Raw genomic sequence first — 13,470 nt, forward strand, 5'->3', positions numbered from 1 at the left:
AGGAGCCCTCCATGAAGGCAGTCGTATTCCATGGCGTGGGTGACATTCGCCTCGACGATGTCCCCGAGCCCACCCTCCAGGCTCCCACCGACGCCATCATCCGCCTCACCGCCTCGGCCATCTGCGGCACCGACCTGCACTTCGTGCGCGGCACCGTCAGCGGCATGATCAAGGGCACCATCCTTGGCCACGAGGGCGTCGGCATAGTCGAGGCCCTGGGCAGCGACGTGCGCAACCTGCAGATCGGCGACCGGGTGGTGGTGCCCTCCACCATCGCCTGCGGCAACTGCTCCTATTGCCGCGCCGGGTACTACGCCCAGTGCGACCTGGCCAACCCCAACGGCAAGCAGGCCGGCACCGCCTTCTACGGCGGGCCCAAGGCCACCGGCCCCTTCCAGGGCCTGCAGGCAGAGAAGGCGCGCATCCCCTACGCCAACATCGGCCTGATCAAGCTGCCCAGCGAAATCAGCGACGACCAGGCCATCCTGCTGTCGGACATCTTCCCCACCGGCTACTTCGGCGCGGAAATGGCCGAGATCACCCCCGGCGACACAGTGGCGGTGTTCGGCTGCGGCCCGGTGGGCCAGTTCGCCATCGCCAGCGCCAAGCTGCTGGGGGCCGCCCGGGTGTTCGCCATCGACCACCTCGACGACCGCCTGCGCATGGCCCGCCAGCAAGGTGCCGAGGTGATCAACTTCGATCTGGAAGACCCGGTGAAGACCCTGCGTCGCCTCACCGACGGCATCGGCGTCGACCGCGCCATCGACGCCGTGGGCGTGGACGCCGAGCACGCCTGCCACGACCACCACGGCGCCGGGCGCATGCGCCGGGAAATGGCCGAACTGACCCCGCGCACCCACCCCGACGGCGATAACTGGCACCCCGGCGATGCCCCGAGCCAGGCGCTGCAGTGGGCCGTCGAGGGGCTGGCCAAGGCCGGCACCCTGTCGATCATCGGCGTCTACCCGCAGCAGGCGCGCAGCTTCCCCATCGGCCTGGCGATGAACAAGAACCTCACCCTCAACATGGGCAACTGCCACCACCGCAAGTACATCCCCACGCTCATTGAGCTGACCCTGAACAAGCGCGTGGACCCGGCGAAGATCCTCACCCAGGTCAAACCCATGAGCGATGCCATCGAAGCCTTCAAGGCCTTCGACCGCCGCGAGAACGGCTGGATCAAGGTGGAGCTGCACCCGCAACGGCAGCAGCCGGCCGGCGACAGCGGCGAGGAGATCATCAAAGGCGAGGAACAGCTGGAGCGGACCCTGTCCGCATCCAAGGGCCAGGCTCGTTAACGGGGACGCGGTGATGGCAGAGATCCGTATCGGCATTTCCGGCTGGCGCTATGCCCCCTGGCGCGGCGACTTCTACCCCAAGGGCCTGGTGCAGAAGAAGGAGCTACGCTTCGCCTCGCGGGCGGTCAACAGCATCGAGATCAACGGGTCCTTCTATGCCCTGCAGACGCCCGAGCGCTACGCCGGCTGGGCCGCCGACACCCCCGAGGACTTCCTCTTCAGCATCAAGGCACCGCGCTACATCACCCATGTGAAACGCCTGCGCGACGTGCAGCAACCGGTGGCCAACTTCATGGCCTCGGGGCTGTTCCACCTAGGCGACAAGCTCGGGCCGCTGCTCTGGCAGTTCCCGCCCAGCTTCGCCTTCGACCCCGCGCTGTTCGCCGACTTCCTCGCCCTGCTGCCGAGGGACAGTGACGCCGCCCGGACCCTGGCCCGCCACAGCGATGCGCGCCTGCACCAGGCCGGTTACCTCGACATTCCCAAGGGCCGGCCCCTGCGCCATGCGGTGGAAATCCGCAACGACAGCTTCCGCGACGAGGCCTTCATCGCCCTGCTGCGCCAGCACGGGGTGGCCCTGGTGGTCGCCGACACGGCGAAAAAGTGGCCCTACGCCGAAGACCTCACCAGCGACTTCGTCTACATGCGCCTGCACGGCGACAAGCAGCTCTACGCCAGCGGCTACTCGCCCGCCGCGCTGAAGGCCTGGAAGAAACGGATCGAAGCCTGGAGCCAGGGCAGCCAGCCCGACGACGCCCGGCTGATCAGCGCCGAGCCCCCCGCAAAACGCGCCAGCCGTGATGTGTATTGCTACTTCGACAACGACATCAAGGTGCGCGCGCCCTACGACGCGCGCCACTTGCTGGAGACCCTCAAGCTGGCCACGCACCTGCAGACCGAACCCGGCCAGGCCCTGGAAGGAGCCGACCTGTGAATACCGTCACCACCGCCCCGCTGCCCGCCACCGACCTGCTGCCGGCCGTGCACCAGCTGCGCATCATCACGGTGAACACCCACAAGGGCTTCACCGCGCTGAACCGGCGCTTCATCCTCCCCGAGCTGCGCGACGCCGTGCGCACCCTGGGCGCCGACCTGGTGTTCCTGCAGGAGGTGCTCGGCACCCACCAGTCCCACGCCAGGCGCTTCAGGAACTGGCCGCCGACGCCGCAGTACGAATTCCTCGCCGACAGCATGTGGACCGACTTCGCCTACGGCCGCAACGCGGTGTACCCGGAAGGCGACCACGGCAACGCGCTGCTGTCGAAATTCCCCATCCTGCGCTACGAGAACCTGGACGTGTCCATCGCCGGCAACGAGGAACGCGGCCTGCTGCATTCGGTGCTGGATGTGCCCGGCCACCGCGAGGTGCACACCGTGTGCGTGCACCTCGGGCTGCGCGAAGCCCATCGCCGCGAGCAACTGGCACTGCTCTGCCGCCTGCTGGACAGCCTGCCGCCCCTGGCGCCGGTGATAGTCGCCGGCGACTTCAACGACTGGCGCGTGCGCGCCGACGACATCCTCGCCAGCCGCGGCATGGTCGAGGCCTTCACCAATGCCTATGGCACCCCGGCACGCAGCTTCCCGGCACGCTGGCCGCTGTTGCGCCTGGACCGCGTCTACGTGCGCAACGCCACCAGCCATTCGCCCCAGGTGCTGCTGCGCCGACCCTGGTCCCACCTGTCCGACCACGCCCCTTTGCTTGTGGAGGTGCACCTGTGAAATTCGACTGGCGTGAAGGCAACCAGGTCGAGTTGCTGATCAATGGCGAGGACTTCTTCCCCGCAGTGTTCGAAGCCATCGACAAGGCCCGCCACGAAGTGCTGCTGGAGACCTTCATCGTCTTCGAGGACAAGGTCGGCCTGCGCCTCAAGGAGACCCTGATCGCCGCCGCCCGGCGCGGCGTGCGCGTGGAGCTGACGGTGGACGGCTACGGCACCGCCGACCTCGGCACCCGCTACATCCGCGAGATGACCGAGGCCGGCGTCAACCTGCACATGTTCGACCCGCGCCCCCGGGTACTGGGCCTGCGCACCAACCTGTTCCGCCGCCTGCACCGCAAGCTGGTGGTGGTGGACGGCGAGCTGGGCTTCATCGGCGGCATCAACTTCTGCGCCGACCACCTCGCCGACTTCGGCCCCATGGCCAAGCAGGACTACGCCGTGGCGGTGCGCGGGCCCATCGTCTGCGACCTGCACCACGCCTGCAGCCAGTTGCTGGCCCACAGCGCCAGCGAGGTGCATAGCCTGCTGCCGGAATCGCCGGAAAACCGCGCGGCCGGGCAGGCGCGCATGCTGCTGTCGATCCGCGACAACGAGCGCCATCGCAACGACATCGAGGAGCAGTACCTGCGCGCCCTGCGCTCGGCCCGGCAGCGGCTGGTGGTGGCCAATGCCTATTTCTTCCCCGGCTATCGCCTGCTGCGCGAGCTGCGCAACGCCGCCCGCCGTGGCGTGCAGGTGACGCTGATCATGCAGGGCCAGCCGGACATGCCCCTGGTGCGCCTGTGCTCGCGACTGCTCTACAACTACCTGCTGCGCGACGGCGTGGTGATCCACGAGTACTGCCAGCGGCCGCTGCACGGCAAGGTGGCGCTGGTGGACAGCGAATGGGCCACGGTGGGCTCCAGCAACCTCGACCCGCTGAGCCTGTCGCTGAACCTGGAGGCCAACCTGATCATCCGTGACCCGGCCTTCAACCAGCAGTTGCACGACCACCTGCAGCAGCTCGCCGATGCCAAGTGCAAACGCGTGACCCTGCAGCGCATCACCCGCGGCCACTGGTGGCGGGCGCCGCTGATCTTCCTCAGCTTCCACTTCCTGCGTCACTTCCCGGCGATCGCCGGTTGGTTCCCGGCCCACTCGCCGCGCATCAAGTCGCTGCAGCCCCTGGAAGAGGCCGGCGCCGAGCCGGTCTACGAGCAGGAGAAGAGCTCATGAGCGCAGGCAAGGCCACCTGGAAGACCTGGGCCAAGCGCGGCCTGACCGCGTTCTTCTTCTGCCTGGTGCCGGTGCTGCTGTTCATGCTGGTGAAGAACCTCGACTGGCAGGAAGTGCGCCAGGCCATCACCAACTACAGCGCCACCACCCTGGCCCTGGCCGGCCTGGCCTGCGCGGCGAGCTACGCCACCTACTGCTGCTTCGACCTGGTGGGCCGCCACTACACCGCCCACAAGCTGCCGGCCTGGCAGACCATCCCGGTGACCTTCGTCTGCTACGCCTTCAACCTCAACCTCAGCTCCTGGGTCGGCGGCATCGCCCTGCGCTACCGCCTCTACTCGCGCCTGGGGCTGGATGTGCCGACCATCACCAAGGTGCTCAGCCTGAGCCTGATCACCAACTGGCTGGGCTACATGCTGCTGGCCGGCTGCGTGTTCTCCCTGCGCCTGGTGGACCTGCCCGAGGGCTGGAAAATCGGCGAGACCGGCCTGCAAGCGATCGGCTTCGCCCTGGTCGCGGCCGCACTCGCCTACCTCGGTGCCTGCCGCTTCTCCAAGCGCCGCAACTGGCGCTTCCGCGACCAGGAGCTGACCCTGCCGAGCCTGCGCATGGCGCTGATCCAGGTCGGCCTGGGCATGCTCAACTGGTCGCTGATGGCGCTGCTGATCTGGATCCTGCTGCCCAAGGAGGCCTTCTACCCCTCCATCCTCGGCATCCTGCTGATCAGCAGCATCGCCGGGGTCATCACCCACATCCCCGCCGGGCTCGGCGTGCTGGAGGCGGTGTTCATCGCGCTGATGCAGCACCAGATGTCCAAGGGCACCGTCCTCGCCGCGCTGATCGGCTACCGCGCCATCTACTTCCTCCTGCCCCTGGCCATCGCCTGCGTGGTCTATCTCGTGCTCGAACGCCGCGCCAAGCAGATCCGCCAGCGCGATTGGACCCACACGAGCAAGCCGAATGCCCCGGAGCCGGGGAATTGATGGGTTTCGTGCCTCTACCCATCCTACGGGCATGGTGCTTCGTAGGATGGGTAGAGCGAAGCGAAACCCATGCTGATCCGGGCGAACACCGCGCCAGGCAGATCCGCGCACACGAGCAAGCCGGACGCGTCGGAGCCCGGGCGATTGATGGGTTTCGTGCCTCTACCCATCCTACGTGGGCACCGTGCCAGCGGGTCGAATAACGCTTCGTAGGATGGGTAGAGCGAAGCGAAACCCATGCTGCCGGTCTCCCCGGCTAGAACCAATCCCGACGCTCATCGAAGGCGGCATGCACCAGGGCGATTAGGCGGCGGACTTCCTCGCGTTCTTCTTCGCCGGCGCGCACGGCGAGCCAGGCCTGCATGTCCATGCGCGGTTCGAACAGCGCCGGCAGGGCCATGAGGTTCTTGTCCAGCTGGCCGACGTAATGGGGCAGCAGGCCGATGCAGGCGCTCCACTGGATCATCTGCCGGAGCATTTCGTAGGAGTTGACCCGGGTAACCCCGGCGCGGCGGTCGGCGATGGCCAGGTTCCAGGGTTGCAGTGCATCGATGCCGGCGTAGCCCTGCAGGTCGACGAGCATGTAGTCCTCCAGCTCCACCAGGCTGCGCGGGCGGCTGGTCTCGCGGGAGTAGCGCTTGGCGACGTGGGGCAGGTATTCCAGCTGGGCGAGGCACTCCAGGTGGGCGCTGGCGAAGCCCGGCCAGGGTTCGACGTCGTCGGGCGGGGCCAGCCAGACGCGCAGGTCGGTGTCCGGCGCGGGGGTTTCGCCCTCGTCCAGGCGCGCCAGTTCCAGGCGCACGTTGGCGTGCTGGCGGAGGAAGGCCAGCAGGTCGCGGCCGAGGATGTCGTGCAGCAGCGGCTCGGCGACGGCGATGCGCACCAGGGGCTGGTCTTCGTTTTGCGCCAGGCCCGGCGACAGCACCGCCAGGCGCGCCACCAGCTGGGTGCGCAGGCGCCGGCCCTCGGGGCTCAGCACCAGGGCGTTGCCCTGGTGCAGGAACAACGGGTGCCCGGCCCAGGCGGCCAGCAACCCGAGCTTCTTGCGCAGCAGCGTCGGCTTGATGCTCAGGCTGCGCGCCGCCTGCATGAAGCAGCCGCAACGGGCCGCCACCACGAAGTAATGCGCCGCCTCCACGTCCAGGCCGAAGAAGCCGTCGTCCGCCGCATGCCCGCCTGCGACGGCCGCGCTATGGGTCGTCGCCTGTTCGTTCTCCTGAAATGCCATATGCCCTCCTCCGTAAGGTTGCGGCGCGCCGGGCCTCCCGCCCGGCGCTGTGTCAGCGGCCCTTCTCCAGTGCCTGGTTGAGGCTCGCCCCGTCGATGCTCAGGGTCGCCGAGCTGACCATGCCGTCCAGGTAGGCCCGTGCCACCTGTTCCTGGCGCTGGGCACGCAGGGCCTGGCGCAGGCGGTCGCGCACCTCGTCGAGGTTGGCGCTGCGCCCGGGCTGCTGCTCGGTGAGCTTGAGGATGTGGTAGCCCGCGTCGCTACGCAGCGGCTCGGAGACGCTGCCCACGCGTTGGCGGGCAAGCACCTGGCGCATCGCCGGAACGAACTGCTGCAGCGGCTGCAGACCAGTGTCGCCGCCCTGCTCGGCCGTGCGGGCATCCTGGGAATACTGGCGCGCCAGGGCAGCGAAATCGGCGTTGGCCGCCGCCGCGCGGCGGGCCAGCTCGATGGCCTGCTTGCGCACCTGTTCTTCCGCCGCACCGGGACCGACGGCGAGGAAGATCTGGCTGACGCGGTACAGCGGCGGGGTCACCCAGTTGTCCTTGCCGGCCTCATAGGCGGCCTGCAACTCGGCATCGCTGGGGTAATCGGCAGGCACCTGGCTCACAGATTCCAGGTAGGTGCGCAGGAGGATCTGCTCGGTGGCGGCGCGGGTCATGCGCTGGATTTCCGGGCGCTCCTCCCAGCCCTGGGCCTGGGCCTGCTGCAACAGGGCCTTCTCCGCCAGGCGCCCGCGTATCCAGCCTTCCAGGGCGCCACGGTCGGCGCGCAGCTGCTCGCGGCTGGCCGCCGGCAGGCCATCCAGTAGCGCCTGCAGTTCGCCCTCGCCCAGCGCCAGTTCACCCAGGCGCGCCACTGCCCGCTCGGCAGGGGCGGCCTGGCTGGCCGCCCTCGCCTGCTGCACCTCGGGCACGGCCTGCACCGCCGCCTCGAGGCCGCTGCCCGGGCGCAGCCCGAGGGCCAGGCCCACGGCCAGCGCCACCGCGGCGATGGCGCCTATGCCGAGCCAACGGCCCTTCGTGCTCATGGTCGTCACGCCTCGTTGTCCGCGGTTTCGGCCGGTGCCGGGGTGGCCGCGGCCTGCTCGCGGGCCATGGCCTGGCTGTAGTCGCGCAGGTAGGCGATGAATTCCTGCAACAGGCGGTCCCACAGTTCCATCTGGCTTTGCAGGTGCTGCGGGCTGACGCCGGCGGCGACGATGGCGTCCATCTCCAGCACGAGGAATTCGCCCTGGCGCGACAGGCGGGCGAAGCGGCGAGTGGCGTTCCACACCTCGGCCATGCCCGCCGGCAGCTCGCCCTGGATGCGCAGCGCGCAGCTGAAGCAGTAGTCGAGGTAGGCGCCCGGCTCCTGGGCCGGGTTGCCGAAGCGCACGGCGAAGCCGATGCCCTGGCTGGCGCTGAGCAGTTGCACCACGCCGCCCTGTTCGCTGCGGTTGACGCGGTAGCCGGCGGCCTGCAGGCGCTCGGTGAGCTGGTCGGGGCTGATGCTGTGGATCATGTCGATTGCGGTCATTGCGCTACTCCTTGTCTGCGGTTGGCGCCGGCACTGCCGGCGCCCTGGATCACTGCCCGGTGGCGGGCACCATGGCGGCGTCGAACTGATTTTTGTAAAGCGCGTCGCCGTAGACCTGCCCCAGTTCCTCGAACTTCACCCGGGCACTGCCGGCGAAGGGCTGGCGGATCTTCATCACCTCGGCGACGTCGATCTTCTCGTAGGCCTCGAGGATGCCTTTGGCCACCTGGTACATCTGCTGGTTCTTGGTGGTGCACTGCTGCACCTGCTCATCGCGGGTGGCGAGGTCGGTGGCCAGTTGGGCGCGGGCCGATTCGATGCCACGGGCGCGCCCCAGCAGCTCTTCGTAGGCCTGCTTGAACTTGCCCACCTGCTCGTTGCTGGCAGCCACCTGGGCCTGGGCAGCGTTGCGCAGGCTGTCCTGCTGGCCGCTCAGTTGCTCGGCCTGGCCCTTGGCCTTGGCCAGCTCGGCGGTGAGCTGCTTGATCTGCGTCTGGGCCGCCGTCAGCTGGCCTTCCGCCGCCGTACGCGCGGCGGCGGCCTGGGCCTGTTCGCTCTGCAACGCCTGCAGTTGCTGGGTGGTGGTGCGCAGCTGGGCGCGCAGGCGTTCCTCCATGCCTTCGGCCGAGGCCGAGTTGGCGACGCAGGCCCCCAGCAGCAGGGCCAGGCCCAGCTTCAGCGGTGTGTGCGATCGGGTGTTCATGCTCTCGCTCCTTGGCCACACGCGCATCAGAAGCGCGTGTTGACCTCCAGTTGCAGGACGTCGATATCGAAGGGCGCGCCGTACACCTCTTGCGCGCTCAGCCAGCGCACGCTGCCGACCACGTTCTTGTCGAAGCCGTAGTTGGCGCCGAGGAACCAGCCCTTGGCGTTGGTGCCGCCGAGGTGGAAGGACGAGTCGTTGAAGCCGTCCGGCAGAGCGTCGGGTTCGATGCGCTTGTAGCCGGCGTAGAGGTTCCAGTCGCCGTGCTTCTTCAGGTCCAGGGCGTTGCCCAGGGTGAACTGCAGCATCCAGGCGGTATCGCCGCTTTCGATGTTGCCGTTGGCATCGACGTTGCTGGCCAGTTGGCCGGCGGAGCGCTTGCGCATCTCGCCTTCGTCGTAGCCGAGGTTGCGCACGTAGTGGGCCTGGCTGCGCAGCTTGAAGTCGTGGAACAGCGCGGTGTCCCAGGCGAGGTTGAGGTCCACCAGGTTGAACTCGGAGGCCAGGCCGACGAACTGCGGCTGCGGCGTGGTGGTGGGCCGGGTGGGGTCGATGACGACGTCGCGCAGCAGCATCAGGGTGTTGCCCTTCTGCATGAAGGCGGGGCGCGATTCGTCGGTGTCGCAGGCCGGCTGCCCCGAGTACAGCGAGCAGGGGCTGGAGCGCTTGCCTTCGATATCGTCGAAGCGGTAGTAGGCCAGCGCGCCCTTGACGCTGTTGTCCGCGTCCAACTGCCAGCGGGCGCCGAACTGGGCGCCGTAGAGCCAGTTGTTCTCGCTGCTTTCCTTGTCGAAGCCGTTGCTGCTGGCGGTGTCGGAGGTGTACTCCACCGGGAACGCGCCGACGGTGCCGAACAGCGCCATGTCGCGGTCCAGCGGCTGGTCGAACACCGCCGCCAGGCCGTCGAAATTGAGGTCACCGGAGTACAGCAGGTCGGTGGTGTAGAACGGGTTGGGCATGCGCCCGCCGGTAAGGGTCAGGCGTTCGTCGGGCTTGTAGGCGAGGTAGCCCTGGTCGAGCCAGAGGTCCTTCTTGCCGAAGCCGCCGCCCAGGGTCTGGGTGGTGGACACCGGGCCGCTGTCGGAGCCGGTGCCGACGCGCATGACCGCCGTCCAGCTCGGCGAAAGCACCGCGCGCATGCCCAGGCGGGCCCGCAGGCGCAGCAGGTTTTCGCGGTCTTCGCGGGTGTTGAGCAGCGGCGGCAGTTGCGTGTTGGTGTTCTTGTTGACGTCGTAGGGGCCGCGGTCGTTGAGCCGCGCGAAGTCGGTGATGCGGTCGCTGTTGGTGTCGGCGAAGTAGCGCGACTCGCTGCGCAGGCGCACGTCGCCCTCCAGGCTGATGCGCGACACCCAGTCGGGGAAGGTGTTGGGCGCAGCCCAGTTTTCCTGCTTGGCCTGGGCCATGACCTCGGCCTTGACCTGATCACGGATCTGGTCGCGGACGATGGCCGGCACGTATTGCACACGCACCTCCCCCGGCACGCCGGCCGGGGCCGCCGGTGCCGAGGCAGCGGCCTGGCGGGCCTGCACGGCCTCGGCCTCGGCCTGCTGGATCAGCGCCTGGGCCTGCTCCTGCTTGAGCACGCCCTGCTGCACCAGCAGGCGGATCAGGTTGATGGTGGCGTTCTCCGAAGGTGCCGGCGGTTGTGCCAGCGCCGGGCCGGCCAGGCCGGCGACCACGGCACCAATCCCCAGCGCCAGTCGGCTCATTCTGCAGATCATGGTTCTACTCCTTGGCTGTTCTTGAGTGGCGCGGCCTAGCTGGGCCGGCGTCCTTGCAATGAGAGGCGGACCGGCATCGACATCGAGGCCGGCGGGCGTTCCAGGGGCGGCGAGCCGCGCAGCGCGGCCAGCACCTTGGCGTCGAGTTCCGGGTCGCCGGTGGAGCGGGTCAGCTCCACCCGGGTGACCTGGCCGCTCTGGTTGATCCACACCTCCAGGTTCACGCGGAACGCCAGCGAACGCAGTTCGGGGCTGTCGCGCATCAGGCGCTGGAAGGCATAGGAGAGGAACTGGCTGTAGGTGCCGTTGCCCAGGCGCCCACTGCCGCTGCCGGCCATGCCGCCACCCTTGCCGGCGCCGATGTTGAAGGCGTCGGAACCGGCCTGGGCGTCGCCATCCATCTGCATGGGGTTGGCCAGGTCATCGGCGGGTGTCGGCGGTGCTTCTTCCTCCGGCTTGACCTCTTCGGGCTCGGGGGTGGGCTCCGGCTCGACGATCTTTTCCTCCACCGGGGTTTCCGGCTCCGGCGGCTTCTCCTGCACCGGCGGTGGGGGCGGCGGCGGTGGCAGCGGGATGATCGCGGGGATCTTCGGCGCCTCGCGGCGTATGCCGCTCATGTCGTTGGCCCACTGCCAGAGCAGCCAGGCGAGGCCGGCGGCGACCAGCGCCCCCACGCCCCAGACCAGCGGCCGGCGCCATTTCGGCTCGGCGCTGCGGACTTCGGCGAGCCCGCTGTCCGGGCCCTTGCTGGGAAAGGTGGTCATGGTCAGCCCTGGTTCGGTTTGCCGGTGACCAGCCCGACCTGGGAAAGCTCCAGGCGCCGCAGCAGGTCGAGCACTTCGATGACCTTCTGGTACTGCACCGTGGCGTCGCCGCGCACGATCACCGGGAAGTCGGGGTTCAGCGCCTTCTCGGTGCGCAGGCGGTCCTCCAGTTCCGGCAGGGTCACCGGGTAGGCGTCGAGGAACACCTGGCCGCCGTCGTTGACCGAGATGGCCTTGGTCTTCGGCTGCGCCAGGGAGATGGCCGCGCTGGCCTTGGGCAGGTTGATCTGGATGCCCGAGACCTGGGCGGTGGCGGTGAGGATGAACATCACCAGCACCACCATCAGCACGTCCACCAGGGGTGTGATGTTGATGCTGTCGACGGCGGCGTCCTCGTCGTCGTCATGACTGCTGCTCAGGTTGGCCATGGCTGCGTCCTCAAGCGGTCAGCGGTGCGCTGCCGGCATGGAAACCCCGCCGGTGAGCCGCTTCGCTGAACTGGGATTCGCCATGCACTTCGGCCAGGCGGGTGACGAACTCGTCGACGAACACCCGCATGTCGGCGCTGACCTCACGGTTGCGCGTGGTCAGGCGGTTGTAGCCGAACAGCGCGGGGATGGCGACGAACAGGCCCATGGCGGTGGCCAGCAGCGCGGCGGCCATGCCGGGGGCGATGGCGTTGATGTTGACGTCGCCGGCCATGGCGGTGCCGAGGAACACCACCATGATGCCCAGCACCGTACCCAGCAGGCCGATGTAGGGGCCGCCGGCGATGGCGTTGGACAGGGTGGAGAGGCGCGAGGACAGCTGCTGGTTCTCGCGGGTGCGCACGCCGTCCATGGAGGCGCGGATGGCTTCGATGGTGGCGGCGGAAATGGACGAGGTGTCGGCGCCCTGGTCGCGACGGGTGCGGATTTCCTTCACCGCCACCAGGTACAGGCGCCAGAGCGAGGAATCCACCAGCCCCTCGTTGAGGGCGCGGTCGTCGGCGAGCATTTCCAGGCGGGTGCCGACGCGGGCGAACTGCTCGCGGAACAGCTGGTTGGCGCGGGTCACGCGGGCCACGCTGCGGCTCTTGCGGATCATGATCACCCAGGACTGGATCATCATCAGGATCAGGACGGCGATGATCACCCAGGCATCCACCGGCACCGCCTTGAGCAGGAAGCCGAGGCTGCCGAAACCGAAGCCGGACTGTTCTTCATCGACGCCATAGACCACCAGGCGCGATTCGGCGCCCTGGGCGGTGGCGTCGGCGAGGATCAGCGCCGCCGGGCGTGCCACTTTGGACAGGCGCAGCTCGTCAATGGCGCCGGCGAAGGCACCGAAGGCGGCCGGGGCCGGGGTTTCGGCAGTGGCGCCTTCGACGGGTGCAGCCGGTGCAGCCTGGGTGTTCGGCAGGTCGGCGCCGATGGCGATCACCGAAGCGAAGGCCGGCAGCGACAGTGCCAGGCTGCCGGATTCGCGACCATTGACGTACAGGCGCAGGGCGCTGCCGTCGGCGCTCAGGGCCAGGTGCTGCCACTGCCCGGCGGCCAGGGCCTGGGTGGCCTGGGCGCGCTGGCCGTTGACCTCGACGAAGGGCAGGCCCTGGGCCAGGCCCAGCAGCAGCGTGTTGCCGCCGTCGCGACGGGCCAGCAGCAGCTGGTCACCGGCGGACTGGTCGGCGCGCACCCAGGCACTGAAGGTGAAGGCGCCACCGGCCGGCAGGGCCAGGGACGGGCTGGCCGGCAGCATCAACGGCTGGCCATTGAGCTGGGCGGCGCGGCCGATCACCCCGTCGATGCTGCTGGCGGGGGGCGTCTGCCCGTGGTTGCCGTAGGCGGTGGTGTCACGGGGGGGCGCACCGACGGCGCCGTCGAAGTGGTAGACCAGGCTGTAGTCCGGATCGAAGGTCAGCTGGCCGTTGCCGGTGGCCGGCGCCTTGGCGTTGCCGTAGTACATCCAGATGTCCTGGCGCTGGCCGCCTTCCACCTGTGGCACGTCGACCCAGATCAACGCCATGCCCATCAGCGGGTCGAAGCTTTCCACCTGGTGGTTGAGCACGGTCTTGTCATCGGCGGCGACGAAGCGGATGTCCGAGCCGTTCTCGTTGACCCCGTCAAAGCTGAAGTTGCCGGTGTGCAGGCGCACCAGCAGCGGCGTGCGCCCGGCGGCCTGGTCGATGGCCGCGCCCTGGGGCGTGGTGTCAACGGAAATCTGCTTGCGGTAGAGCCAGTCGTCCTGCCACCAGGCACTGGCGATCGCCGGGTACATAAGCCCCAGGCTGATGAGCGCGGTGAAGATCAAGCGTTGCATGTGTGTCACTCCGAAGTCTGT

At 68.7% G+C, this 13,470-nt stretch carries 13 protein-coding genes; 5 read left to right on the forward strand and 8 right to left on the reverse strand.

What is annotated here, in order from left to right:
* Positions 1-11: 11 nt before the first annotated feature.
* From ACXI0U_RS09940 to ACXI0U_RS09960, 5 genes are read left to right on the forward strand one after another with little or no spacing between them, the layout of a single operon-like run.
* Positions 12-1,298, forward strand: coding sequence for a zinc-dependent alcohol dehydrogenase (locus ACXI0U_RS09940; RefSeq protein ID WP_479550172.1), 1,287 nt, complete (start codon positions 12-14; stop codon positions 1,296-1,298).
* Between the two features lie 13 nt (positions 1,299-1,311).
* The gene (locus tag ACXI0U_RS09945; RefSeq protein ID WP_350446199.1) at positions 1,312-2,232 is read left to right on the forward strand and encodes a DUF72 domain-containing protein; all 921 of its coding nucleotides are present in this window, start codon (positions 1,312-1,314) and stop codon (positions 2,230-2,232) included.
* Positions 2,229-3,017 (forward strand): endonuclease/exonuclease/phosphatase family protein, encoded by a 789-nt coding sequence (locus tag ACXI0U_RS09950; RefSeq protein ID WP_350446200.1) that lies wholly within the window; start codon positions 2,229-2,231, stop codon positions 3,015-3,017. The genes ACXI0U_RS09945 and ACXI0U_RS09950 overlap by 4 nt, the downstream gene beginning before the upstream one ends.
* On the forward strand, positions 3,014-4,234 hold the full coding sequence (clsB, locus tag ACXI0U_RS09955) for a cardiolipin synthase ClsB (RefSeq protein ID WP_043245504.1): 1,221 nt from the start codon (positions 3,014-3,016) through the stop codon (positions 4,232-4,234). The genes ACXI0U_RS09950 and clsB overlap by 4 nt, the downstream gene beginning before the upstream one ends.
* A complete protein-coding gene (locus ACXI0U_RS09960) occupies positions 4,231-5,217 on the forward strand; it encodes a lysylphosphatidylglycerol synthase domain-containing protein (protein WP_479550173.1) in 987 nt (328 codons plus the stop codon). Before clsB ends, ACXI0U_RS09960 begins: the two co-directional genes overlap by 4 nt.
* 256 nt (positions 5,218-5,473) lie before the next feature.
* On the opposite strand, the gene ACXI0U_RS09965 is transcribed toward ACXI0U_RS09960, so the two are convergent.
* From ACXI0U_RS09965 to ACXI0U_RS10000, 8 genes are read right to left on the reverse strand one after another with little or no spacing between them, the layout of a single operon-like run.
* The gene (locus ACXI0U_RS09965; RefSeq protein WP_374981045.1) at positions 5,474-6,445 is read right to left on the reverse strand and encodes a LysR substrate-binding domain-containing protein; all 972 of its coding nucleotides are present in this window, start codon (positions 6,443-6,445) and stop codon (positions 5,474-5,476) included.
* Between the two features lie 52 nt (positions 6,446-6,497).
* Positions 6,498-7,475 (reverse strand): peptidylprolyl isomerase, encoded by a 978-nt coding sequence (locus ACXI0U_RS09970; RefSeq protein WP_479550174.1) that lies wholly within the window; start codon positions 7,473-7,475, stop codon positions 6,498-6,500.
* A gap of 5 nt (positions 7,476-7,480) precedes the next feature.
* Complete coding sequence (locus ACXI0U_RS09975; RefSeq protein WP_350446203.1) at positions 7,481-7,963, reverse strand: YbjN domain-containing protein; 483 nt, start codon at positions 7,961-7,963, stop codon at positions 7,481-7,483.
* A 49-nt stretch (positions 7,964-8,012) separates the two neighbouring features.
* A complete protein-coding gene (locus ACXI0U_RS09980; RefSeq protein WP_479550175.1) occupies positions 8,013-8,666 on the reverse strand; it encodes a DNA repair protein in 654 nt (217 codons plus the stop codon).
* 26 nt (positions 8,667-8,692) lie between these two features.
* The gene (locus ACXI0U_RS09985) at positions 8,693-10,387 is read right to left on the reverse strand and encodes a putative porin (RefSeq protein ID WP_479550176.1); all 1,695 of its coding nucleotides are present in this window, start codon (positions 10,385-10,387) and stop codon (positions 8,693-8,695) included.
* A 35-nt stretch (positions 10,388-10,422) separates the two neighbouring features.
* On the reverse strand, positions 10,423-11,151 hold the full coding sequence (locus ACXI0U_RS09990; RefSeq protein WP_184492168.1) for an energy transducer TonB family protein: 729 nt from the start codon (positions 11,149-11,151) through the stop codon (positions 10,423-10,425).
* Positions 11,152-11,153: 2 nt separating this feature from the next.
* Positions 11,154-11,579: an ExbD/TolR family protein gene (locus tag ACXI0U_RS09995; RefSeq protein WP_021221719.1), complete on the reverse strand. Its 426-nt coding sequence runs from the start codon at positions 11,577-11,579 to the stop codon at positions 11,154-11,156.
* A 10-nt stretch (positions 11,580-11,589) separates the two neighbouring features.
* Positions 11,590-13,449, reverse strand: coding sequence for a DUF2341 domain-containing protein (locus ACXI0U_RS10000; protein ID WP_431484374.1), 1,860 nt, complete (start codon positions 13,447-13,449; stop codon positions 11,590-11,592).
* Positions 13,450-13,470: the final 21 nt, after the last annotated feature.

The organism is Pseudomonas sp. C9D1, assembly GCF_056491235.1.

What these genes read in the sequence shown, in the direction of transcription:
- ACXI0U_RS09940 (WP_479550172.1), top strand. Translation starts at nt 12, where the DNA reads ATGAAGGCAGTCGTATTCCATGGCGTGGGTGACATTCGCCTCGACGAT.
- ACXI0U_RS09945 (WP_350446199.1), top strand. Translation starts at nt 1,312, where the DNA reads ATGGCAGAGATCCGTATCGGCATTTCCGGCTGGCGCTATGCCCCCTGG.
- ACXI0U_RS09960 (WP_479550173.1), top strand. Translation starts at nt 4,231, where the DNA reads ATGAGCGCAGGCAAGGCCACCTGGAAGACCTGGGCCAAGCGCGGCCTG.
- ACXI0U_RS09965 (WP_374981045.1), bottom strand. Translation starts at nt 6,445, where the DNA reads ATGGCATTTCAGGAGAACGAACAGGCGACGACCCATAGCGCGGCCGTC.
- ACXI0U_RS09970 (WP_479550174.1), bottom strand. Translation starts at nt 7,475, where the DNA reads ATGAGCACGAAGGGCCGTTGGCTCGGCATAGGCGCCATCGCCGCGGTG.
- ACXI0U_RS09975 (WP_350446203.1), bottom strand. Translation starts at nt 7,963, where the DNA reads ATGACCGCAATCGACATGATCCACAGCATCAGCCCCGACCAGCTCACC.
- ACXI0U_RS09980 (WP_479550175.1), bottom strand. Translation starts at nt 8,666, where the DNA reads ATGAACACCCGATCGCACACACCGCTGAAGCTGGGCCTGGCCCTGCTG.
- ACXI0U_RS09985 (WP_479550176.1), bottom strand. Translation starts at nt 10,387, where the DNA reads ATGATCTGCAGAATGAGCCGACTGGCGCTGGGGATTGGTGCCGTGGTC.
- ACXI0U_RS09990 (WP_184492168.1), bottom strand. Translation starts at nt 11,151, where the DNA reads ATGACCACCTTTCCCAGCAAGGGCCCGGACAGCGGGCTCGCCGAAGTC.
- ACXI0U_RS09995 (WP_021221719.1), bottom strand. Translation starts at nt 11,579, where the DNA reads ATGGCCAACCTGAGCAGCAGTCATGACGACGACGAGGACGCCGCCGTC.
- ACXI0U_RS10000 (WP_431484374.1), bottom strand. Translation starts at nt 13,449, where the DNA reads ATGCAACGCTTGATCTTCACCGCGCTCATCAGCCTGGGGCTTATGTAC.